This window comes from Pseudomonas sp. GM17 (assembly GCF_000282175.2).
GTDB classification, from domain to species: Bacteria; Pseudomonadota; Gammaproteobacteria; order Pseudomonadales; family Pseudomonadaceae; genus Aquipseudomonas; species Aquipseudomonas chlororaphis.
This window is the reverse complement of the sequence record NZ_CP124732.1, coordinates 3,977,902-4,000,229: the sequence shown is the minus strand read 5'-3', so window position 1 is coordinate 4,000,229 and position 22,328 is coordinate 3,977,902. Positions and strand designations below refer to the sequence as shown.

Genomic DNA, 22,328 nt, shown 5'->3' with positions numbered 1-22,328 from the left:
ATTGAACGGCGCGCTTCGATATCAGAAGGGACCTGCCTACCAACTGCCATAGGGAATGCCATATTTCTCTATATAGCGTTTGGACTTCTCGCTGACCTTATAGGCGTAACGCCCATTGTTTTTTCCTTGGTCCGGTCCCAATGGCTCAACTTCTGCTTGGGCCCGGGCTACTTTGACAGGGTGACGGCATTCATCCCTTACCCACACCTGAACGATGCCGCCAGGGGCCAGGCCTAAATAGACTGATGCCATATAGCGGGCAGTCTGATGCGGAGTCTCCGGGCAGCGTCGGTTAGTCGAGGTCCACATAACTTTTCGCGCTTCTTCCGGGATATCGACCCAGGCGCGATAAGTCTGTGGCTCTACGATGGATTGCCAGCGGACATAAATTCGCTTGGGAAGGTCTGCGCCAACTACCGATTTACCGTTGCCTCCAACTCCACCACTCCATCCTCTGGCCCACTCTTTGTCATAACCCATGTCGCCACCCGCAGCGGAGCCGCCACCGGTACGAGTGAATAGTTTGCCGTTGATGTCCTCAACGGCGCTGTCCTCGACCCAGACCTTCATGTAGTACGGCTCGATGAAGCCAAGCTCCCACCAGGGATCTTTGGGGTCGTTTTTTCCGGATAGTGGGTCGGTCTGACAGCCAGCCAACAGCAGTGCGCCCAGCAGGGCGATGAACATTCTCATTACCAAAGCGTCCAGTCAGGTACGTGAGGGTGTTGCACTCGCACGGCATCTGCCGTGGGGGCGTTGATGTAGACGACTTTAAGGCTGCCGCCATCCTGTTTGCCTAGTGGGTGGTTCCAGTGAGCCGAGAGATGGATATAGCGCAGCTTGAGCATGGTCTCCTCGGCAGGAGTCGTACTGTAGTCACCAGCGACAAACCTGTCACAAAGCTTTTGAAGCTCCAATGGAATCGCATACTCGGTTGTTTCTGGGATGTCCTCGAACTGCACACCGTTCTCCTTGGCCAGTTCATACATGACGCGCAGATACACCTTCGCCAGCTTGTTGCTCATGGGCCTCTTGAGCTGTACACCGACATACACCCGCTTTTGTCGTACGCCGAGGCGGTCCTGTGGATCTTGCGGTAATAGCAATGGCTCCGGTGTGACGATCTCCAGCCATTGTGCGGGCCAACCCTTGGCCAGCCAGCGCTTTCTCGTCTGGACCTCCTCCCGATAAATCGAGGTTTGGGTCACGTCAGTATTGAATGGCACCTCCAGCGCCTGCATCGGACTGACCAGCACACACTCCTGCATCCCATCCAGATAACCGCCGCCGATATCCGAATGCGCGCCGGGCAGGGTGATCTCCATATGGTCGGGTTTGACTCGGTTCAGGGCAAAGTTGGCGCGGTACTCGTCGCGGGCGACCAACTGGACTACTGAGCGAAAGTATCGACGGTCGAGGTGCAGTTTGATTCCTGGGGTAATGGCGCTGCGCACGTTACCCAGATTACTCACGCCGGCAACCGACGGTACCGTGTCGAACAGGCCGATAAAACCCATGTCGACATCGTGGCCGTACTGTCGATTGAAGTTAGGGCTGAAGGCCTTGGAGTGGTCGTGCAGAACTAGTTCAAGCGGGCCAAGCCAGCGCACGACTTCATTGGCGAAATGTCGGGCTGCTGCGGCGCCTCGGCTAAAGCCGAAGGCATCGAAGGTCAGCGAAGTGATTTCGCTTTCGGGATTACCTTCGTGGACTTCACGGATACGTTCCTCGATCGCACGAAATGCTTTGCGCACACATCCTGAGATTCCTGTGTCGCCACGTCCTGTACCCGAGGTGATCAGACTGTCTTTTTCACCTGCCTGTGTGCCGATCCCATCGATATAGATTGAGCGATAGGCTAGCTTTTGCTCTTCTCCACCCTCGACTTTCTGGTTGGAAAAGTACAAATCACTCAACCGCTTAACATTGCTCACATCATTCCCATAACTACTCTCCGGATCCCTCATATACGGCTTGCAGCTGCCATCGATATCCCTGGCTTCAATGGCATGCTGCGCGCCGCAAAGCTGGCCCATGGCCGAGTTGCTGGCGTTGTTGCCGGTACCGTCGAAGAACACGCCAATGCGCAGCGCCACCTGAATCTTTTCAGGCGGTGGTGCAGGCTCTTTGGCGTACTTCTCGTACTGCGCCCAGAGCTGTTCGCCGTAGCTGGGCTCTTCGGTTTCAGCGGCGCGTTCGGCGGGGCTCTGGTTGGGATTGGCGGGCCGTAGAAGATTGGGCATCGGCCCGGGTCCGTTGCTGGCCATGGCAGGTCCTGGTTCAGGCGAAAGGGGCGCTGGAAACCGTACCGGGAATGGCGGGGCAGGGATTTAGGAGGAATCTGCAAGCGGCGACGCAGTGGCTGATTTGGTTGTAGGAACGATTGATTGCCGGGATGTTTTTGTTGCCTGGGCGGGCGCTATCGCGAGCAAGCTTCGCTCCTACAGAAGAGCGTTTGCTCGCGATTGCGGGTTCAGTGCCAGGCGCCGAGTGCTCCGAGGCTGAGCATCACCGCCGCCAGCATCCCCACCAAGGCAAACAACTGCTGCAACCGCGGCCCGGCCAGGTAGCGGGCGACCTGCCGGCCGGCGATCAACCCCAGCACTGCGCCAATGGCGAAGGGCGCGCCCACCGCCCAGTGCATCACGCCGCTGAGGCTGGCGGTGATGACGCTGCCGGCGGACACCAAGGCGATCACCGCCAGGGAGGTGGCGACGATGCTTTTGCTGTCCAGGTTGGTGTAGCGGGTCAGCGCCGGGATGATCACGAAGCCGCCGCCGACCCCGAGCAAGCCGGAGAGCAGCCCCGAGAGCAGGCCGGTGACGGTCAGCGCGCGGGCGCAGGGCAGGGTCCAGCGCAGCCGGCCCTGCAAGGGGTTGAGCACGCAGGGCTGGAAGGCCGCGCGGGGTGCCGGCTGGCCGTGGCGCAGTTCGCGGGTGGCCTTGAGCAGGATGCGCCCGCAGGCGTACAGCAGCACCGCGGAAAACAGCAGGGCCAGCGGCAGGTTCGGCAGGCGGTGGGCCAGCCACAGGCCCACGGGCGCCATGAGGATGCCGATGGCGGCGACAAAGCCGGCGGCGCGGTAACGAACGATGCCTTCGCGCAACCCCAGCACCGCGCCCACGGCGGCCGCCAGGCCCACCGCGAGCAGGCTGATGGGCGCGGCCTCGACCATGCTCAGGCCGAGGCCGAACACCAGCAGCGGCACCGCGAGAATCCCGCCGCCGGCCCCGGTCAATGCCAGGATCGCGCCAATCAGTGCGCCGAGGCCGGCGCCCAGCAAGCTGTACTCACTCATGATTCCGGCAGGTCCGTCACCAGGCTCGGCCGCGCCAGCCACTCATGGCCCTTGAGCATGCCGCGCCAGTACAGCGGCGGCAGGATGCGTTCCTTCAGCCACCAGGCGCGGCGGGTCGGCTGGCGACCGTCCAGCAGCCAGGCCGGAAAGCTCGGCGCGACTTTGCCGCCGTAGGTGAATTCGGCGAGGACGATCTTGCCGCGCTCCACGGTCAGCGGGCAGGAGCCGTAGCCGTCGTACTGCGCCCGGGTCGGCAGGCGCTTGAGGTTCACCAGCACGTTGGTGGCCACCACCGGCGCCTGCTTGCGCGCCGCCGCGGCGGTTTTCGCGTTGCTGGTATTGGTCCCGTCGCCCAGGCCGTGGATGTTGCTGTAGCGCTTGTGCCGCAGGCTGTGCGGGTCGACGTCGATCCAGCCGGCGGCGTCGGCCAGCGGGCTGTTGCGGATAAAGTCCGGGGCGGTCTGCGGCGGCACCACGTGCAGCATGTCGAAGGGCAGCTCGACGCGCTCCTGCTGGCCGTCGGCACCGTTGCGCACGAACGTCGCCCGCTTACCGGGGCCGTCCACCGCCACCAGGTTGTGGCCGAAATCCAGGGCGATGGCGTATTTCTTCACGTACTCCATCAGCGCCGGCACATAGTCCGGCACGCCGAACAGCACGCCGCCGGCATTCAAGAAACGCGTGTTGATCTGCCCCAGCCGGCCGTTGCGCAGCCAGTGATCGCAGGACAGGTACATGGCTTTCTGCGGCGCGCCGGCGCATTTGATCGGCATCGGCGGCTGGCTGAACAGCGCCTGGCCCTGCTTGAGGTTCTGCGCCAGTTGCCAGGTGTAGGGCGCCAGGTCGTAGCGGTAGTTGGAGGTCACGCCGTGCTTGCCCAGGGTTTCGCTCAGGCCGTCGATGGCGTCCCAGTCGAGCTTGAGGCCCGGGCAGACCACCAACTGGTCATAACCCAGCACACGACCGTCGTTGAGTACCAGGGCGTTGTGCTCCGGCTCGAAGCTGCTCACCGCGGCCTGAATCCACTTCACCCCCTTGGGGATCAGCGAGGCCATGCTGCGGGCGGTATCTTCGGCGCGGAACACCCCGGCGCCGACCAGGGTCCAGCCGGGCTGGTAATAGTGGGTGTCGGCCGGGTCGATGATGGCGACGTCCAGGTGCGGTTCGCGGCTGATCAGGCTGGACGCGGTGGCAATGCCGGCCGCGCCGCCGCCGACGATCAGCACCTGGTGGCTGCCGTTGACGGCTCGTGGGATGGGGGAAATCGGGCGCATGGCAGCGTCTCCTGGTGGAGTGGCGTTATAGGATTTAAAGGGCGTTCAGCGGGATCTTCAGGTAGCTCACGCCGTTGTCGTCGGGCTCGGGGAACTGGCCGCTGCGCATGTTGACCTGCACCGACGGCAGGATCAGCACCGGCATTTCCAGGGTGGCGTCGCGGGCTTCGCGCATGCGCACAAAGGCGTCTTCGTCGATCCCTTCATGAATATGGATATTGTGGGCGCGCTGTTCGGCGACCGTGGTCATGTATTGCAGTTCGCGGCCGTTGGGCAGGTAGTCGTGGCACATGAACAGCCGGGTCTGCGCTGGCAGGGCGAGGATCTTGCCGATGGAGCGGTACAGGGTGCGCGCGTCGGCGCCGGGGAAGTCGCAGCGGGCGGTGCCGTAGTCGGGCATGAACAGGGTGTCGCCGACAAAGGCCACGGACTCTTCAGCGACCTGTACCAGGTAGGTCATGCACGCCGGGGTATGGCCGGGGGTGTGCAGGGCGCGGGCCTGGAGGTTGCCGATGGCGAAGCGGCTGTCGTCTTCGAGCAACACGTCGAACTGGCTGCCGTCGCGGGCAAAGCCCTGGCCTTCGTTGAACAGCCGGCCAAACACTTGCTGCACCACGGTGATCTGGTTGCCGATCGCCACCCGGGCGCCGAGCTGGGCCTTGAGGTAGGCCGCGGCGGACAGGTGATCGGCGTGCACGTGGGTCTCGAGGATCCAGTCGACCTGGGCGTCCAGTTCCCGTACCCGGGCAATCAGTTTGTCGGCGGACTCGGTGCGGGTGCGGCCGGACTTGGGGTCGTAGTCCAGCACGCTGTCGATCAGCGCGCAGCGCCGGGTGTCGAGGTCCATCACCAGGTAGCTGATGGTCCACGTCTGGCTGTCAAAAAAGGCTTCTACGCACAGCGATGCGCCGATGATCATGGGGTTCTCCGAACAATAGGGTGACGCCGGCCAAGGCGGGCAGTCGTCCCTTGGACTGTCAATAAGCGTGCCAACCGGCGCGCGCTGCTTTTATCGCCCATTCATTGAATTCAAAGGCCTGGGGTGGGCGTTCTGGCTGTCACTGTCAATTGTAGGTGGCAGTCGATTGGCAGTTTCTGGCAGGAAATGGCAGAACCCGGGCCCATGGTTTAAGCTGCCGCGCAACGCCCAGGAGTTGCCATGCCCCAGTCCCCGAATGCCCTCGCCAATCCTGAAATGTTAGCCCTGATGTCCTATCTGGAGCATGACGCGCAGCCGACGATCCTGTTAGACACCGACTACAACATCCTCGCCGCCAACACCGCCTACCAGCGTCAGTTCGGTGTCGAGGGCAAACCCCATGTCGGCGCCAAGTGCTATCGGGTGTCCCACCAGTTCGCGGTGCCGTGCGACCAGGCCGGCGAGCATTGCCCGATGCGCAAGGCCTTCGAGACCCGCCTGCCGGAGCGCCTGCTGCATATCCATCACACCCCGCGCGGGCCGGAGCATGTGGATGTGGAGTTGCGGCCGATCCTCGGCGACACGGGGCAGGTGGTGGCTTACGTCGAGCGCCTGAGTTCGGTGGCGGTGGCCTCGGTTCAACCGCAGCAGAAGGGGCTGGTGGGGCGTTCACCGGCCTTCAATGCGGCCTTGAGTGCCCTGCAGCGGGCGGCGCCGTCGCAGATCCCGGTGCTGTTGCAGGGCGAATCCGGCACCGGCAAGGAGCTGTTCGCTCGCGCGCTGCATGACGGCAGCCCACGTGCCGGCGGGCCGCTGGTGGTGGTCGATTGCACCGGCCTGACCGAGTCGCTGCTGGAGAGCGAACTGTTCGGTTACGAGAAGGGCGCCTTCACCGGCGCCCTGCAACGCAAGATCGGCCTGGCCGAGGCGGCCCATGGCGGCACCCTGTTTCTCGACGAGATCGGTGAAGTGCCGCTGGCGATGCAGGTCAAGCTGCTGCGGTTGATCGAGTCCGGCAGCTTTCGCCCGGTGGGCAGCCTGCGCACCGTGCATTCGGACTTTCGCCTGGTCTCGGCGACCCACAAGCCGCTCAAGGAAATGGTCGCCGCCGGCACCTTCCGCCAGGACCTGTACTACCGCATCAGCGCCTTCCCGATCCGCCTGCCGGCCCTGCGCGAGCGCAGCGACGACCTGCCGCTGCTGATCGACAGCCTGCTGCAACGCCTGGCGCCGGGCGCGGTGCCGCGGGTCGCGCCGCAAGCCCTGGAGCGTCTGGGCCTGTATGCCTACCCGGGCAATATCCGCGAGCTGCGCAATATTCTCGAACGGGCGCGTTTGTTCAGCGACGACGGGGTGATCCGCGTCGAGGACCTGCCCGAGGAATTGCGCGAGGGCAGCGCCGCCGCCACAACGCCGCCGAGCCGGCGCCGCGCGGGCAAGGACCTGGAACAACTGGCCCATGCCCTGGAAGTGTTCGAAGGCTCGCGCAGCGAACTGGCCAAGGCCCTGGGCCTGAGCGAACGCACCCTGTACCGACGCCTGAAGGCCCTGGGCATTTCCTGAGCCACGCCTATCGCCCTCCTCGATATTCCGGCCCCGCGCAATGCCTGTGTAGCCGCTGCCGCAGGTTGCGATCGAGCGGAACGCTCGCGGCGATCTCGCTGGCGTAGGAGACCCTGCGGGTCTATCGCAGGCTGCGCCAGCGGCTACAAGGGCAATGCCGGGCACGATAATGGAGCCGTGCTCATGCTTTGTGTAGCCGCTGCCGAAGGCTGCGATCGAGCGGCACGCTCGCGGCGATCTTGCTGGCGCCAGAGACCCTTCGGGTCTATCGCAGGCTGCGCCAGCGGCTACAGGGAGGCGGCGATCCCCTCGATATTCCAGCCCTGCTCAATGCTTGTGTAGCCGCTGCCGAAGGCTGCGATCGAGCGGCACGCTCGTGGCGATCTTGCTGGCGCTGGAGACCCTGCGGGTCTATCGCAGGCTGCGCCAGCGGCTACAGGGATGCGCTTCGGCGGTAAGGGGGTATTAGCCCAGGGCACGATGGCGATGCGCCGTGGTCGTAGTTTCTGCCCGCCTTTCTTTCGACGTCACGCCAGTGGCGCCGGGCCTTTGAGGAGTCGCCATGAGCCAGGATCTACTCGCCACCGAAACCAATCGCCGGCAGTTGCAGCAGATCATTTCCGGACTGTCCGACGGGGTCATCCTGCTCGAGGCGGACCGGCGCATCGTCTGGGCCAACGAGGCGGCGCTGGCCATGCACGGGGTCGAGGAGATCGCCGAGCTGGGCGCCGACGACCAGCAATACGCCGAGCGTTTCGCCCTGCGTTATCGCAACAACCACCCGCTGGCGCTGGACAGCTACCCGATCAACCGGGTCGCCGCTGGGGAGACTTTCAGCGACGTGGTGGTGGAGGTGCGCAGCGGCGAGGGCGAGGAAGAACGCACCTGGGTGCATCGGGTGCGCAGCATGATCCTCACCGACCGCGCCGGCGAGGTGGAATCCCTGGTGCTGATCCTCAGCGACGCCACCGAGTGGGCCAGCGCCGAACAGCGCTTCGAGAAGACCTTCAATTCCAACCCGGCGCCGGCGGTGATCTGCCGCCTCAGCGACCTGCGCTACATCAAGGTCAACCAGGGCTTCCTGGAAATGACCGGTTATGCCCGCGACCAGGTGATCGGCCGCTCGGTGTACGAAGTGGATGTGCTGGAGGGCGCCGAGCGCAAGGACCTGGCCATCGAACGCCTGAACCAGGGCGCAACCATCCCGCAGATGCAGGCCGAACTGCGCCTGCCCGAAGGCGGCAGCAAGCTGGTGATAGTCGCTGGCCAGCCGCTGGATATCAACGAAGAAGACTGCATGCTGTTTTCCTTCATGGACCTGGAGCCGCGGCGCAAGGCCGAGACCGCCCTGCGCCAGAGCGAGGAGCGCTTTGCCAAGGCGTTTCGCCTGACGCCGGTGCCGACCCTGGTCTGCGGCGCCGACAGCCAGCAGATCGTCGACGTCAACGAGGCCTTTCTCGACAGCACCGGTTATGTCGCCGAGGAGCTGCTGGGCAAGACCGTGGAAGAAGTCGGTTTTATCGCCAGCCCTCAGGCCTGCGCCAGCCTGTTCGGCGCCCTGGAGAAAAGCGCCGATGTGCGCAACGTCGACCTTCGGGTGGCGAAGAAGGGCGGCGAACTGCTCGACTGCGTGGTCTCGGCCGACACTGTGGATATCCAGGGCAAGCCCAGCTACCTGCTGGTGCTGATGGACATCACCGAGCGCAAGCGCTCCGAGCTGGAGCTGGTGTCGGCGATCGAGGAGGTGATGCGCGATGCCTCGTGGTTCAGCCAGACCCTGATCGAAAAGCTGGCCAATGTGCGCAGCGCCAACCAGGCCGAGCAGCCCAGTGCGTCCTTTACCGACCTGACCGCCCGCGAGCGCGATGTGCTGGGGCTGATCTGCGAGGGCCTGGCCGACAAGGAGATCGCCGCGCGCCTGCAACTGGCGCCTAGCACGGTGCGCAATCACGTGGCCACGGTGTATTCCAAGCTGGCGGTGCACAGCCGCGCCGAGGCCATCGTCTGGGCTCGCGAACGCGGGCTGTTCAGCGGCGACCGTCGCGGCAAGGCTCAGCGCTGAAAGGTGCAGCGCTGACCGGTGCAAATGCACCAGTGCCACCAGTACAAATGGCGCTTCTGCGGCGTCACAGGGTTTCTTAGGCTGGGTGAGGTGCGGTGCCGTGGCGGACACGGGCCGTGCACCGAACATCATCAGCTGAAGGAATGCACATGCGTAGCGAACAGATCAAAGGTGCGGTGGGCACGGCGGCCGGCAAGGCCCAGGGTGCAGTAGGCGAGCTGCTGGACGATCAGCAGATGCGCCTGGAGGGGGCGGCCCGCCAGGCCGCCGGGCAATTGCAGGAAACCTATGGCGATGCCCTGGACCGCGTCTCCCGCTTTGTCCGTGACAAACCCATGGCCAGTGTCGCCATCCTCGCCGGGATCGGCCTGCTGGCCGGCCTGTTATGGCGTCGCCGCTGAGGAAGGCCTGGGTGATTTCCCGGGCGCAGTTGCGCCGCTACATCGAACAGGGCTTCGCGCCCCTGGCCTGTGCCTTCAGCACCGGCTCCGACTCCACCTTCACCCTGCGGATCTACGAACCGCAGAGCGGCCGGGTCGACCTGGTGGTCACCGGCATCGACCCGCGGCTGCTTGAGACTGAGGCGGACGTGCTGGCGATGATCGAGGAGCTGCGGTACGAGTTGCGCAGCAACTCCATCAGCCTGGTGCATTTGTCCTGACCCCCGCCGACATGCTCTTCGTAGGGGAGTGGCGTGGGTAGCTGCGCTTCAGCCCTTGGCGATCAGGCTCGGCCGGCAATCGAGGCTCAGGCGCGCGCCGCCACTGTCGCTGCTGCCGACGTCGAGCTTGAAGCCGTGCAGGCTGACGATGGCCGCGACGATGGACAGGCCCAGGCCGAAGCCGCCGTGGGAGTTGCTGTCGTCGACCCGGTAGAAGCGCTGGAACACCGCCTTGCGCTCGGCCTCGGGAATGCCGGGGCCGGAGTCGAGGACTTCCAGGCGCGTACAGCCGCCGTCCTCGACACCGCGCAGAATCACCTCGCCACCCGGCGGGGTGAACTTGATCGAGTTGCTCAACAGATTGGCCAGGGCCTCGAACAGCAGGGCGCGGTCGCCGGTCAGGCTCGGCAGCGTGGCGGGCACATCCAGGGTCAGGGTCAGCTGGCCTTCCTCGGCCAGCGGCAAATAAAAGTCATACAGCTCGCGCAGCAGCGGCAGCGGGTCGAGCTCGACAAACCCCGAGCGGCGCTGGTGATCCTCGATCTCGGAAATCCGCAGCAAGCCGCGAAAACGCGCCATCAGCCGGTCGGCCTCGGCCAGCACCTGGTCCAGCTGCAAGGCTTCCGGCGTGCCCTCGACCGCCTGTTGCTGCATGCGGTACAGCTGGGCGCGCAGGCGGGTCAGCGGGGTGCGCAGGTCGTGGGCGATGTTGTCGCACACGCCCTTGACCTCGTTCATCAGCCGCTCGATGCGGTCGAGCATGGCGTTGACGATGGCCGCCAGCATGTCCAGCTCGTCGCGGCGGTTGGACAGCGGCAGGCGGTGGGTCATGTCGCCGGCGACTATCGCCTCGGCGCTGGCCTGCAGGGCGCGAATGCGCCGCAGCGGTCGGCGCCGGAGCAGGTGCCAGCCGGCGGCCCCGGGAATGATGGTCAGCGACACGCCCCACAGCAGCGCGTGGAGGATGATCCGCGTCACCGCGAACAGCGAGCCGTTGTCGCGCACCAGGATCAGCCAGCGGCCATCGCGGGTGTAGGTGGCCACCGCATCGCAACTGGCGCGGGGCAGGTTGGGGTCGTCGGAGTCGATGCAGCTCTTGAGCTCGTGGATCTGCCCGTCCAGCGGCAGGTCGTCGGGGATCTCGCGGATCGGCCCGCTGAGGTAGCGCCGCCGCTCGTCGAACAGGCCGTAGGCGTCGATGGCGCGCATGTCGAAGGTCATGCTGGTGGTCAGGGCCTCTTCCAGCTGCTCGCCCTGGAAGCGCGCGAACAGGTGCTGGCGCTGCATCAGCGAGTGCTTGGCCAGGCTTTCCAGATAGCCGGACACCTCGTAGTACATGACGCCCATGAGGATGCAGCTCCAGGCCACGAACAGCGAACTGTAGAGCGCCAGCAGGCGGCTGCTGGAGGAGCGCCAGCCCTTAGAGGGGTTCAGCAATGACATAACCCGAGCCTCGCACGGTGCGGATCAGCGGGGTCATGCCGGGCGGATCGATCTTCTTGCGCAGGCGGCCGATATGCACGTCGATCAGGTTGGTGCCCGGGTCGAAGTGATAGCCCCAGACCTCCTCGAAAATCATCATCCGCGAGAGGATCTGGCCGGTGTTGCGCATGAGGAATTCCAGGAGCTTGTATTCGGTGGGCAACAGGCTCAGCAACTGGTCGGCGCGGGTCGCTTCGCGGCTGATCAGGTTCAGCTCCAGGTCGGCGACCCGCAGGCTGGTCTCGAACTCCTGCACCGTGCTCTTGCGCCGCAGCAGCACCTCGACCCGGGCCGCCATTTCGTCGGAGGCGAAGGGTTTGGTCAGGTAGTCGTCGCCGCCGGCGCGCAGGCCGCGCACGCGTTCGTCGACGTCGGACAGGGCGCTGATCATCAGGATCGGCGTCGACACGCCGATGGTGCGCAGGGTGGTGACGATGGCCAGGCCGTCCAGCTCCGGCAGCATGCGGTCGAGGGTGATCAGGTCGTAGTCGCCGCTGACGGCGCGCACCAGGCCTTCGCGACCGTTGTCGACCCAATCCACGTCCAGCCCGTGGCTGCTCAGTTCGGCCACGATTTCGCGGGCTGTTACGGCATCGTCTTCGATGGTCAGAATGCGGGTCATAGGGGCTTACCTGATTGGGATTTCATGACACAGGCCGGCATTTTGCCAAGAAATGGCCGCGGGCTTTCTAAAAAATCTTTCATCTTCGCGCCAGTGCCCTGGCCAACGCAGGGTAGCAGGCGGGCCGGGTCGGCCGATCGTTGATATCATCCAGCTATTATTGGCTGGCAGGGACGCTACGCAATGCACCGACCTCATGACCTCGACTGGAAAACCCTGGGCGTCTGCCTGTTACTGCTGGCGGCGGCCCCGGCGTTCGCCGCCAATCAACCCTGCTCCGGCAAGAAGGGCGGGATCGCCGGTTGCGACGGCGAGCTGTTTTTGTGCAACGACGGCTCCATCAGCGGCTCCAAGCAAAACTGCGCCGCGCGCTACGGCGACCCGGGCCAGGCCGCGCGTCCACAAAGCCTGTTGCGCAGCAGCGACGGCTGCTCCTGTGGCAGTGGCAGTTTCTGCACTGGGCCACGGGGCGGGGTCTATTGCCTGACCCCGAGCGGCAGCAAAAGCTACAAGCGCAAATAACCCGCGCAGACACCGATTGGACAGCCCCGGGTGCCTCTACTAGCGTTGCCGGCACGGCGCCACCGGGGGCCACTATCGGGGACAACACGGATGGACAAACAGCAAGCCAAGCGCCAAGTCATCGCCAGCCTCGAGGCCGGGCGCTCCAGGGGCGAAACCTTTGCCGCGTTCGCCGGCAGCGGGATCAAGGAGCGGCTGCTGGCGTTCTGGATCGCGGCCTATTCCGACCCCGCGCTCTATGCCCGGCACCGGCGCAAGATCCAGCTCCTGCTGGCGGTGATGTTGCTGCAGGCGGTGGTCGGTGCGGTGGCCGGGTTCTTCCTCGGCTCGGTCATCGGCCCCAAGGCTGCCTGGGTATTCGCGCTCTTGGGGGGCCTGGTGCCGCTGCTGTTTGCCTGGGGCTTCCATAAACCTTCGGCGAACGCCTACACCTTCTATGCCCTTCTGACCCTGTCACAATTCCCGCGGTTGTTCGAAGGTTATGCCGAGGACCCGTTGGGGACCCTGATCGGCGCGGCCATGACCTTGGGGGTGGTGTTTTTTGCGATGTACGTGCGTAGCCTGATCTTTCCGGATTTCGCTTTCATCGGGCCGCGCAAGGTCAAGGGCCGCTACGTGTTTTCCAGTTAGGGCAGGGCGGCGCAAGGCGCATTCCAGAGCCTTGCGCTTTGCTTGGCCCAGATCAATGTTGTTGTTCGACAAACCTACTAGATTGGCCCGGTGTTCAGCCCCGAGGAGCTGGCGTCGCGCAACCGTGATCAGGGTCGATGACCAGGTTCACGGCGATGCACAGCAGGACGCTGGCATTCCTCTTCACTCAAGGACGAATTTCCTGATGCGCCATACCGAACGAACCTTCGATATCCAGCCGCTGCAACAGGCGGATATGACCATCAGCCTCAATGGCCAGCCGGTGACGGCGGCGATTGGTGAAACCGTACTCAGCGTCATCCAGTCCCTCGGACTGCGTCAGGTGGCGCGCAACGACCACGGCCAGCTGGCCGGCGCCTATTGCGGCATGGGCGTGTGCCATTGCTGCCTGGTGCAGATCGACGGCCGGCACAAGCGCCGGGCCTGCCAGACCCAGGTGCGGCCGGGCATGCAGGTGCAGACCGAAGTCAACCGCATCATTGCTGCGCAGGAGGTGCTATGAGCCTCAACCCACTGATCGTCGGCGGCGGCCCCGCGGGCATGGCCGCGGCCATCGAACTGGCCGAGCACGGGGTGCGCAGTATCCTGATCGACGAGGCCTCGCGCCTGGGCGGCGTGGTCTATCGCGGACCGCTGCGCGACGGCGTGCAGCTGGACTATCTGGGGCCGCGTTATTGCGAGGCCCTGGCGAAACTGCACGGGGCCTTTTCCGACTGCGAACAGATGATCGATGTGCGCCTCAACCACCGGGTGGTGGGGGCCGAAGGCAAGGGCAGCCTGGTCCTGCTGGATGCCGACGAGCAGTTGCAGGAAGTGGCCTATCCGCAGTTGCTGCTGGCCGCCGGTTGCCATGAACGCAGCGTGCCGTTTCCCGGCTGGACCTTGCCCGGGGTGATGCTGCTGGGCGGCTTGCAGTTGCAGATCAAGAGCGGCGTGGTCAAGCCGCGCGGGCCGGTGGTGATCGCCGGCAGCGGGCCGTTGCTGCCGCTGGTGGCCTGCCAGCTGCACGCCAGCGGCGCGGACGTGGCGGCGGTCTACGAGGCCTGCACCTTTGGCCGGATCGCCAAGGAAAGCCTGGCGCTGCTGAACAAGCCGCAGCTGTTCCTCGACGGCCTGAGCATGCTGGCCTACCTCAAGTTGCACCGCATTCCTGTGCATTACGGCTGGGGCGTGGTCGAGGCCCTGGGCGCGGACGGCCTGGAAAGCGTCAGCGTGGCGCCATACTCGGCGCGCTGGGAGCCGGACCTGAGCCGCCTGCAACCGGTCGCCGCGCAGACCCTGGCGGTAGGCTACGGCTTTATCCCGCGCACCCAGCTCAGCCAGCAGATGGGCCTCAACCACGGCTTCAGCCATGACGGCTACCTGCGGGCCACGGCCAACGTCTGGCAGCAAAGCAGCGAGCCGCACATTCACCTGGCCGGCGACATGGGCGGGATTCGCGGCGGCGAGGCAGCGATGCTCACCGGACGCATCGCCGCGCTGTCGATCCTGATGCAGCGCGATGTGCTGAGCAACGAGGAGGCCCTGGCGCGGCGCCAGAAGTACCAGAACAAACTGGCCTCCATCACCCGTTTCCGCGCCGCGGTGGACCGCTACACCGAACGCGGCACCGGGCAGATCGAACTGCCGGCCGCCGACACCCTGATCTGCCGTTGCGAACACGCCACCCGTGGCGATATCGACCGCGCCCTGGAGCAGGGCGTGCAGGACATGGCCAGCCTGAAGATGCGCACCCGGGTGAGCATGGGCGACTGCCAGGGCCGTATGTGCGTGGGCTATTGCAGCGACCGCCTGCGCCAGGCCACCGGGCGCCAGGACGTGGGCTGGCTGCGCCCGCGTTTCCCCCTGGACCCGATTCCTTTTTCCGCCTTCCCTCAACCGAGCAAGGATGCTGTGAATCATGAGTAAGTTCTACGACGTGGTCATCGCCGGCGGCGGTGTGATCGGCGCTTCCTGCGCGTACCAGTTGTCCAAGCGCAAGAACCTGCGGGTGGCGTTGATCGACGCCAAGCGTCCGGGCAATGCCACCCGCGCCTCGGCCGGCGGCCTGTGGGCCATCGGCGAGTCGGTGGGGCTGGGCTGCGGGGTGATCTTCTTTCGCATGATGTCGGCGCGCAACAAGCGCCAGGCCCAGGGTTCGGCGGTGCTGGTGGACTCCAGCACGCCGCATATCCTGCCGCAGTCGTTCTTCGACTTCGCCCTGCAATCCAACGGCTTGTACCCGCAGTTGCATGAAGAGCTGCGCGAGCGCCACGGCATGGACTTCAAGTTCGAGCGCACCGGGCTGAAGTTCGTGATCTACGACGACGAGGACCGGCTCTACGCCGAGCACATCGTGGCCTGCATCCCGCACCTGTCCCATCAGGTGCGCTGGCTCGACCAGGCGGCGCTGCGCCAGGCGGAGCCGAACGTCAGCCATCACGCCCAGGGTGCCCTGGAATTTCTCTGCGACCACCAGGTCAACCCGTTCCGCCTGGCCGACGCCTACACCGAAGGCGCGCGGCAGAACGGCGTGGACATGTACTTCAACACCAACGTCACCGGGGTGCTGCACCAGGGCAGCCGGATCAGCGGCGTGCAGACGGCGGAGGCGGGGCTGTTCCATTGCGACACCCTGATCAACGCCGCCGGCGCCTGGGCCGCCGAGCTGAGCCTGCAAGCCACCGGCGCGAGCATTCCGGTGAAACCGGTCAAGGGCCAGATCCTGCTCACCGAGCGCATGCCGCAACTGCTCAACGGTTGCCTGACCACCAGCGACTGCTACATGGCGCAGAAGGACAACGGCGAGATCCTGATCGGCAGCACCACCGAGGACAAGGGCTTCGACATCAGCACCACCTACCGGGAAATCCAGGGTCTGGTGCAGGGCGCGGTGCGCTGCGTGCCGCAGCTCGAACAGGTCAACCTCAAGCGCTGCTGGGCCGGCCTGCGCCCGGGCTCGCCGGATGAACTGCCGATCCTCGGGCCGATGTGCGGGGTAGAGGGTTACCTCAATGCCTGTGGGCACTTCCGCACCGGCATCCTGACCTCGGCGATCACCGGCGTGTTGCTGGATCGGTTGGTGAATGAGGAGGCGTTGCCGCTGGACATCACGCCGTTCCTTGCCGAGCGTTTCGGCTTGCAGGCGGTGGCGCCGTTGCAGGTGGCGCTGGCCTGAGGCATCGCGTCTCCCTGAAGTTTTTCGCGAGCAAGCTCGCTCCTACAAAAGTTGCGTTGTACATGAAGTCGAGAACGACGCAGTCCTCTGTAGGAGCGAGCTTGCTCGCGATGAACCTGAACGCTGACGCGGTGCTGCGGTAACACCGCGCCGCCTGGTGGCCTCAAACCATCGGCGTACTGACAAACAACGCCAACCCCTCGGCGTATTCCGCAAACGCCTTGACCCTTGGAAACCGTGCGGCATCCAGGTGCTCGGCCACCAGCAGTTGGGTAAAGCTCCAGGCCACGGCCAGGCTGATACCGGCCTGATCGATATCGCCATCGGTGGCCAGCGGGCGTTTCTCCAGTTCTTTTTCCAGCTCGCCATAAGCCGCCGCCAACTGCCCGCGAACCCGCTCCAGCCACGGCTCGTGCCGCTTCTCGGCGGGGCGCAGTTGGTACTCGTAGTAGATCTGCACCGACTTCTCGCACGCCGCCAGCGCCAGGCCGATCAGCCGCAGGTCATGGGCCCGCGCCTGGGGCGCCGCCGGCAACAGGCTACGGCCGGCCAGGGCTTCCAGGTAGTCGATGATCAGGCACGAATCCATCAGCACCGTGCCGTCGTCGCAGATCAGGGTCGGCGCCTTGACCACCGGGTTGATGCGCTGGAACTGCTCGAAAGTGCGAAACACCGACAACGCCTCATGCTCGAACGGGATCTCCAGGCGCTTGAGGGTGAGGGCGACACGGCGAACATAGGGGGAATCGAGCATACCGATGAGTTTCATTGAGCATTTCCTTGTGCGGAACAACGAGACAGGGGGAGGGCCGCGGCTAATTTAGCGGCAAATGTCCGGGGTTGGCTATCGGGGGCTGGTGATTGCTGTCAATCATCGATGACGGCTATTCCAGGTGCAATAAGACGAGGGTGAAAGTTTTCGGATGGCGGTCGGCGCAACGTTCGCGAGCGATCTGAAAACATGAGGCTGGTTATAAGCGTCGGATGTTGTACAAGGCCCGCCAAGTACTTCTATCTATATACCGTTGATAATGGTTGAAAACCCGCAGCCTGATATTGCGCTGCGGGTTTAAGTGTCCGAAACAGTATTGAGCCAGTTCGACTGTTTCGGTTTGGCCGGCTCAATAAACTGCCGTGCATTTCAAACCGCTTGTTTATTGTTCACTCCAGGCGATTGCCCGATTGAACGCCTCATAGGTTTCCGACTCGATAAACTCCGCAGTCGGAACGATCTTGAGTGATTTCAGCAGGTCCTCGACATCGTCTTCCTGCCCGATTTGAACGAAGAACTGCTGGATACTGCTCATCTCGCTGTTGGTCAGGCTGCCCAGGAAGTTCTTTCCCTGGTAGTTCTCGGCTACATAAAAGCTGTAGTTGTTGTTGCCGACCCTGGACTTGTATATCGACGTCAGGCCACCGGCGCCCAAGGTGATTTTACCGTCGCTTTCCTCTTTCATCTCCCGGGCGATAGTGTCGTGATCCGTTTCTCCCGCATTCTTGGTGCCGCCGAAAAACTGCGGCATGCCGCCATACACGAGATTGGCGCGTTTAATGGGGAAGTAGAGGTAGCCATTATCCTCGTCTTCGGAATACAGAAGAATTGCGTATGCTTTGTCGGTCATGATGCGCTCCTTGCGTGAGTTTGAACCTCAAACTTCCCTGGCACTGCGAGGGACTTGTCCTGATGCCCATGACCAGCACTTGATTGAACGGCGCAAGCACGATTGTGCTGTGGAGCATCCGTTACCCAGCGTAGGTGAGCGATGTAGCCGGTGCCGGTCTTTCGGATGAACAGCAGGCCAGGGCGAGGGAGCCGCCAGACGGCTTCGTAGCGGGGTGCGGCAGCGCTATTGTTTAGGGAGCAATGGCTGAACATCGGCAGGAGAAGCGCTATGCATCCCACCCGAACTGCCCTTGTCCTTGCCGGTGGCGGCAGCCTCGGGGCTGTCCAGGTGGGGATGCTGCGGGCGCTGCTCGAAAAGCATGTGGTGTTCGACCTGGTGGTCGGCGCGTCGGTCGGTGCCCTCAACGGCGCCTACTTTGCCGCCAGGCCCAATGCCCGCGGGGTCGCCGAACTGGCCGATTTCTGGCGTGGCTTGCGCAAGGCCGATGTGTTTCCGTTTTCCTTGATTGACGCGCTGTCGTCCCTGCTCAAGCGCCGCGGCTGCCTGTTGCCTTCGTCGGCGCTGGCGAGCCTGGTGCGCCGGGTGCTGCCGGTGACCCGCATCGAAGACACCGAATTGCCCCTGCATATCGTCACCACCAACCTGCTCACGGGCGCCGAGGAGCTGTTGTCCAGCGGCAGCGTCGAGCAGGCCCTGCTGGCCAGTGCCGCGATTCCGCTGGTGTTTCCGTGGGTGCAGATCGGCGACAAGCTGCTGGTCGACGGTGGTGTCGCCAGCAACACCCCGATCGCCGCGGCGGTGTCGCTGGGCGCGACCCGGGTCATCGTGGTGCCGACCGGATTCGGTTGCGCCTGCCCACAACCGCCGAGCGGCTTGATCGCCCTGGCCTTGCACACCCTGAACCTGATGAGCATGCGCCAGTTGGTGCGGGACATTGAGCTGTATTCGCCACAGGCGGCGATCCATGTGGTCGCGCCCTTGTGCCCGCTGGGCATTTCGGTGTTCGACTTCAGCCAGACCGAGCAACTGCTGCAACGGGCCCACCAGCAGACCCTGACCTGGGTCGAGGAGGGCGGCCTGCTGCGTACCGGCGTGCCGGGGGCGTTGCGGGCGCATACGCACGCGGCGGGGTGAGGGTCAGTCCTCGAACCCCGCCTGCTCGTGAATCTCGTCGACCTTCAGTTCCAGGCGGTAGGCCACAGCGATGAACAGCGCCTGGCACAGGCACAAGGTGGCGCTCAGGGAGCGGAAGGCGAAGGAGCTGCCTTCGTTGACCAGCAGCACGGTGTTGGCGCGCTTGGCCAGGGGCGACAGGTTGCTGTCGGTGATGATCAGGGTCTTGGCCTGGTGGTGCTGGGCGATCCGCAGGCAGTGCTGGGTTTCCTTGGCATACGGGGTGAAGCTGATGGCGATCACCAGGTCGTTGGGGCGGATGCTGCGCATCTGCTCGCGGTAGCTGCCGCCCAGGCCCGACACCAGGTGGATGCGCTTGTTGGTGTGCTGCAGGTTGTACACCAGGTAGTCGGCCACGGCGAAGGAGCGGCGCACCCCGACCACGTAGATGTTGTCGGCGTTGACCACCAGGTCCACGGCCTTGTCGAAGGCCGCGTCGTCCAGCTCCAGGCCCAGGCGCTCGATGCCCGACAGGGTGGCGTTGATGCACTCGCGCGCCAGGTCGCCGCCGCTGGCCTTCTGCGACTTGTTGGCGATCATGCTGCGGATGCGCTGCTGGTAGTTCTGTACCGGGGTGGTCTTGTGGGTGTAGGCCTCGCGAAACAGCGCCTGCATTTCGCTGAAGCCGCTGAAGCCGAAGCGCTGGGAGAAACGCACGATGGCCGAGGGGTGCACCTCGCATTCACCGGCGATGTCGCTGATGCGGTCGACCATGATCCGGTCGCTCTGCTGGCTCATGTAGCTGGCGATGCGCTTGAGCTGGCGCGGCAGGCTTTCGTATTCCTGGGTGATCAGCTGCAGCAGGCGCTCGGCATTGATCGGGGGGCTGGCGAGGTCGCTGTCTTGCGGGCTCTCGGTCGTGGCCGGCTGATCGGTGCGGGACATAGGCAATCCTTCTGTGCTTACTGGCTTGTACTTAATGGGAGCGGGCTGGTTGATCCACTCCCTGACAATAGGTGGGCTGTGCGCAGTCTACAGGGTCGGCGCGGGGAAAATCTTGAGCCACGCGGCCACGGGGCGCTTGCTGAAACGATGCAGGCTGCCTGGAGCGGCCTTGAAAAAGTTTATTGGAAAAAATATTCCACGTAAAAAATTTATAGAAAAAATATTGATTGGTGCCGGTGAACGTTTTAGTCTGCATCCACCAAGAGCGTTCGGCGCCTTCCTCGGTGCCACGCGCAGGCTGATAAAAATAACAGGAGCCAGCATGGGCCAGACTCGTTTTGCCAGTGGGCGTCAATTGGATCTGATTTGCCTCGGACGCCTGGGCGTCGACCTTTACGCACAGCAGGTCGGGGCCCGGCTGGAAGATGTCGTAAGCTTCGCCAAATACCTCGGCGGCTCGTCCGCCAACATCGCCTTCGGCACCGCGCGCCTGGGCTTGCGCTCGGCGATGCTGAGCCGGGTCGGCGACGATCACATGGGGCGTTTCCTGGTGGAGTCCCTGGCCCGCGAAGGCTGCGACGTCAGCGCGATCAAGGTCGACCCGCAGCGCCTGACCGCCCTGGTCCTGCTCGGGCTCAAGGACCGCGAAACCTTCCCCCTGGTGTTCTACCGCGAGAACTGCGCCGACATGGCCCTGCGCGCTGAAGACATCAGCGAAGCCTTTATCGCCTCCAGCAAGGCCTTGCTGATCACCGGCACCCATTTCTCCACCGACGGCGTGTACCAGGCCAGCCTCCAGGCTCTGGAGTACGCCGAGCGGCACGACGTCAAGCGCGTGCTCGACATCGACTACCGCCCGGTGCTCTGGGGCCTGGCGGGCAAGGCCGACGGCGAGACCCGGTTTGTCGCCGACCAGAACGTCAGCGCCCATGTGCAGAAGATCCTGCCGCGCTTCGACCTGATCGTCGGCACCGAAGAAGAATTCCTCATCGCCGGCGGCAGCGACGATCTACTCAGCGCCTTGCGCACCGTGCGTTCGCTGACCGCCGCGACCCTGGTGGTCAAGCTTGGCCCCCAGGGCTGCACGGTGATCCACGGGGCGATCCCGGCGCGCCTGGAAGACGGCGCGATCTATCCCGGGGTGCGGGTCGAAGTGCTCAATGTGCTGGGGGCGGGCGATGCCTTTATGTCCGGTTTCCTCAGTGGCTGGCTGGAGGACGCCAGCGACGAGCGCTGCTGCCAGCTGGCCAATGCCTGCGGCGGCCTGGTGGTGTCGCGCCATGCCTGCGCGCCGGCGATGCCGACCCGCGCCGAGCTGGATTACCTGTTCAACAGCCCGGTGCCCATTACCCGGCCGGACCAGGACAGCACCCTGCAGCGCCTGCATCAGGTCAGCGTGCCGCGCAAGGCCTGGAAGCAGCTGTTCATCTTCGCCTTCGACCATCGCGGGCAGTTGGTGGAACTGGCGCAGAAGGGCGGGCGCGAGCTCAGGGCCATCGGCCAGCTCAAGCAGCTGTTTATCCAGGCGGTGGAGCGGGTCGAGGCTGATTTGCGCGCGCAGGGCATCGAAGCCGATGTCGGCCTGCTGGCGGACCAGCGTTTCGGCCAGGATTCGCTGAACGCCGCCACCGGCCGAGGCTGGTGGGTGGCGCGGCCGGTGGAAGTCCAGGGCTCGCGGCCGCTGGCTTTCGAACATGGGCGTTCGATCGGCAGCAACCTGATCGCCTGGCCCCAGGAGCAGATCATCAAGTGCCTGGTGCAATACCACCCGGACGACGAGCCGTTGCTGCGCCTGGAGCAGGAAGCGCAGATCAAGGGCCTGTACCAGGCGTCCCAGGTCAGCGGCCATGAGCTGCTGCTGGAAATCATTCCGCCCAAGGACCACCCCTCGACTCACCCGGACGTGCTCTACCGCGCCCTCAAGCGCCTGTACAACCTGGGCATTTTCCCGGCCTGGTGGAAGATCGAGGCGCAGAGCGCCGAGCAGTGGCAGCGGCTCGACGAGCTGATCGAGGAGCGCGATCCCTATTGCCGTGGCGTGGTGCTGCTGGGCCTCAACGCCCCGGCGGCGACCCTGGCCGAAGGTTTCCGCCAGGCTGGCAACAGCCGCACCTGCCGCGGCTTCGCCGTGGGCCGGACGATTTTCCATGAACCGAGCCGGGCCTGGCTGGCCAGCGAGATCGACGACGAAACCCTGATCCGCCGGGTGCAGGCGACCTTCGTCGAACTGATCGACGCCTGGCGCACGGCCCGACCCCAAACGCAAACCCGAACGTAAACCTGGCACAAATCCCTGTAGCCGCTGCCGAGCGTAGCGAGGCTGCGATCGAGCGCGTAGCGCTCGCAAAACCTGACAACGCGTAGTGTCAGGTACAACGCTTGCGGTGGCTGCGCCACCGATCGCAGCCTCGCAGGCTCGGCAGCGGCTACAGCA

22 protein-coding genes are annotated in these 22,328 nt (G+C 64.5%); 11 read left to right on the top strand and 11 right to left on the bottom strand.

What is annotated here, in order from left to right; genetic code table 11:
- Nucleotides 1–36: 36 nt before the first annotated feature.
- The 5 genes from PMI20_RS17995 to PMI20_RS17975 all read right to left on the bottom strand — a co-directional run bounded on the left by PMI20_RS17995 (nucleotide 37) and on the right by PMI20_RS17975 (nucleotide 5,491).
- Nucleotides 37–693: a DUF2931 family protein gene (locus PMI20_RS17995; protein ID WP_007920719.1), complete on the bottom strand. Its 657-nt coding sequence runs from the start codon at nucleotides 691–693 to the stop codon at nucleotides 37–39.
- Nucleotides 693–2,267, bottom strand: a complete 1,575-nt coding sequence (locus PMI20_RS17990) for a phospholipase effector Tle1 domain-containing protein (protein WP_007920717.1) — start codon at nucleotides 2,265–2,267, stop codon at nucleotides 693–695. Before PMI20_RS17990 ends, PMI20_RS17995 begins: the two co-directional genes overlap by 1 nt.
- Before the next feature lie 206 nt (nucleotides 2,268–2,473).
- Nucleotides 2,474–3,298 carry a sulfite exporter TauE/SafE family protein gene (locus tag PMI20_RS17985; protein WP_007920714.1) on the bottom strand — a complete coding sequence of 275 codons (825 nt, stop codon included), beginning with the start codon at nucleotides 3,296–3,298 and terminating at the stop codon, nucleotides 2,474–2,476.
- A complete protein-coding gene (locus PMI20_RS17980; protein WP_007920713.1) occupies nucleotides 3,295–4,572 on the bottom strand; it encodes an NAD(P)/FAD-dependent oxidoreductase in 1,278 nt (425 codons plus the stop codon). Before PMI20_RS17980 ends, PMI20_RS17985 begins: the two co-directional genes overlap by 4 nt.
- A 34-nt stretch (nucleotides 4,573–4,606) precedes the next feature.
- The gene (locus PMI20_RS17975; RefSeq protein ID WP_007920711.1) at nucleotides 4,607–5,491 is read right to left on the bottom strand and encodes an MBL fold metallo-hydrolase; all 885 of its coding nucleotides are present in this window, start codon (nucleotides 5,489–5,491) and stop codon (nucleotides 4,607–4,609) included.
- A 240-nt stretch (nucleotides 5,492–5,731) separates the two neighbouring features.
- Here PMI20_RS17975 and PMI20_RS17970 point away from each other — a divergent pair, with 240 nt between their 5' ends.
- The 4 genes from PMI20_RS17970 to PMI20_RS17955 all read left to right on the top strand — a co-directional run bounded on the left by PMI20_RS17970 (nucleotide 5,732) and on the right by PMI20_RS17955 (nucleotide 9,777).
- Nucleotides 5,732–7,054 carry a sigma-54 interaction domain-containing protein gene (locus PMI20_RS17970; protein WP_007920704.1) on the top strand — a complete coding sequence of 441 codons (1,323 nt, stop codon included), beginning with the start codon at nucleotides 5,732–5,734 and terminating at the stop codon, nucleotides 7,052–7,054.
- 562 nt (nucleotides 7,055–7,616) lie between these two features.
- A complete protein-coding gene (locus PMI20_RS17965; RefSeq protein WP_007930713.1) occupies nucleotides 7,617–9,116 on the top strand; it encodes a helix-turn-helix transcriptional regulator in 1,500 nt (499 codons plus the stop codon).
- 149 nt (nucleotides 9,117–9,265) lie between these two features.
- Nucleotides 9,266–9,517 (top strand): CsbD family protein, encoded by a 252-nt coding sequence (locus PMI20_RS17960; protein ID WP_007930714.1) that lies wholly within the window; start codon nucleotides 9,266–9,268, stop codon nucleotides 9,515–9,517.
- Entirely contained in the window at nucleotides 9,502–9,777 is a 276-nt protein-coding gene (locus PMI20_RS17955; RefSeq protein ID WP_052034499.1) for a DUF1652 domain-containing protein, read from the top strand. The genes PMI20_RS17960 and PMI20_RS17955 overlap by 16 nt, the downstream gene beginning before the upstream one ends.
- 48 nt (nucleotides 9,778–9,825) lie before the next feature.
- Here the strand turns inward: PMI20_RS17955 and PMI20_RS17950 are convergent, their stop codons facing one another.
- On the bottom strand, nucleotides 9,826–11,220 hold the full coding sequence (locus tag PMI20_RS17950) for a sensor histidine kinase (protein WP_007930716.1): 1,395 nt from the start codon (nucleotides 11,218–11,220) through the stop codon (nucleotides 9,826–9,828).
- A complete protein-coding gene (locus tag PMI20_RS17945) occupies nucleotides 11,198–11,881 on the bottom strand; it encodes a response regulator transcription factor (RefSeq protein ID WP_007930717.1) in 684 nt (227 codons plus the stop codon). Before PMI20_RS17945 ends, PMI20_RS17950 begins: the two co-directional genes overlap by 23 nt.
- A gap of 183 nt (nucleotides 11,882–12,064) precedes the next feature.
- On the opposite strand from PMI20_RS17945, the gene PMI20_RS17940 reads away from it, so the two are divergent.
- From PMI20_RS17940 to hcnC, 5 genes are all read left to right on the top strand, one after another.
- Nucleotides 12,065–12,403: a YdcA family protein gene (locus PMI20_RS17940; RefSeq protein WP_007930718.1), complete on the top strand. Its 339-nt coding sequence runs from the start codon at nucleotides 12,065–12,067 to the stop codon at nucleotides 12,401–12,403.
- Nucleotides 12,404–12,493: 90 nt separating this feature from the next.
- Nucleotides 12,494–13,033, top strand: coding sequence for a hypothetical protein (locus tag PMI20_RS17935; RefSeq protein WP_007930719.1), 540 nt, complete (start codon nucleotides 12,494–12,496; stop codon nucleotides 13,031–13,033).
- A 205-nt stretch (nucleotides 13,034–13,238) separates the two neighbouring features.
- Nucleotides 13,239–13,556, top strand: a complete 318-nt coding sequence (gene hcnA / locus PMI20_RS17930) for a cyanide-forming glycine dehydrogenase subunit HcnA (RefSeq protein WP_007930720.1) — start codon at nucleotides 13,239–13,241, stop codon at nucleotides 13,554–13,556.
- Nucleotides 13,553–14,962, top strand: coding sequence for a cyanide-forming glycine dehydrogenase subunit HcnB (hcnB, locus tag PMI20_RS17925; protein ID WP_007930722.1), 1,410 nt, complete (start codon nucleotides 13,553–13,555; stop codon nucleotides 14,960–14,962). The genes hcnA and hcnB overlap by 4 nt, the downstream gene beginning before the upstream one ends.
- Nucleotides 14,955–16,211 (top strand): cyanide-forming glycine dehydrogenase subunit HcnC, encoded by a 1,257-nt coding sequence (hcnC, locus tag PMI20_RS17920; protein ID WP_007930723.1) that lies wholly within the window; start codon nucleotides 14,955–14,957, stop codon nucleotides 16,209–16,211. Before hcnB ends, hcnC begins: the two co-directional genes overlap by 8 nt.
- Nucleotides 16,212–16,374: 163 nt before the next feature.
- Here the strand turns inward: hcnC and PMI20_RS17915 are convergent, their stop codons facing one another.
- Nucleotides 16,375–16,980, bottom strand: coding sequence for a glutathione S-transferase (locus PMI20_RS17915; protein WP_007930724.1), 606 nt, complete (start codon nucleotides 16,978–16,980; stop codon nucleotides 16,375–16,377).
- Between the two features lie 385 nt (nucleotides 16,981–17,365).
- The gene (locus PMI20_RS17910; RefSeq protein WP_007930725.1) at nucleotides 17,366–17,833 is read right to left on the bottom strand and encodes an NUDIX hydrolase; all 468 of its coding nucleotides are present in this window, start codon (nucleotides 17,831–17,833) and stop codon (nucleotides 17,366–17,368) included.
- 270 nt (nucleotides 17,834–18,103) lie between these two features.
- Here PMI20_RS17910 and PMI20_RS17905 point away from each other — a divergent pair, with 270 nt between their 5' ends.
- Nucleotides 18,104–18,970 (top strand): patatin-like phospholipase family protein, encoded by an 867-nt coding sequence (locus PMI20_RS17905; RefSeq protein ID WP_007930726.1) that lies wholly within the window; start codon nucleotides 18,104–18,106, stop codon nucleotides 18,968–18,970.
- A gap of 3 nt (nucleotides 18,971–18,973) precedes the next feature.
- On the opposite strand, the gene PMI20_RS17900 is transcribed toward PMI20_RS17905, so the two are convergent.
- The gene (locus tag PMI20_RS17900) at nucleotides 18,974–19,894 is read right to left on the bottom strand and encodes a MurR/RpiR family transcriptional regulator (protein ID WP_007930727.1); all 921 of its coding nucleotides are present in this window, start codon (nucleotides 19,892–19,894) and stop codon (nucleotides 18,974–18,976) included.
- Nucleotides 19,895–19,981: 87 nt separating this feature from the next.
- Complete coding sequence (locus tag PMI20_RS17895; RefSeq protein WP_157173178.1) at nucleotides 19,982–20,218, bottom strand: hypothetical protein; 237 nt, start codon at nucleotides 20,216–20,218, stop codon at nucleotides 19,982–19,984.
- On the opposite strand from PMI20_RS17895, the gene PMI20_RS17890 reads away from it, so the two are divergent.
- The gene (locus PMI20_RS17890; RefSeq protein ID WP_007930729.1) at nucleotides 20,217–22,172 is read left to right on the top strand and encodes a bifunctional 5-dehydro-2-deoxygluconokinase/5-dehydro-2-deoxyphosphogluconate aldolase; all 1,956 of its coding nucleotides are present in this window, start codon (nucleotides 20,217–20,219) and stop codon (nucleotides 22,170–22,172) included. The two genes, PMI20_RS17895 and PMI20_RS17890, sit on opposite strands and share 2 nt — an antisense overlap.
- Nucleotides 22,173–22,328: the final 156 nt, after the last annotated feature.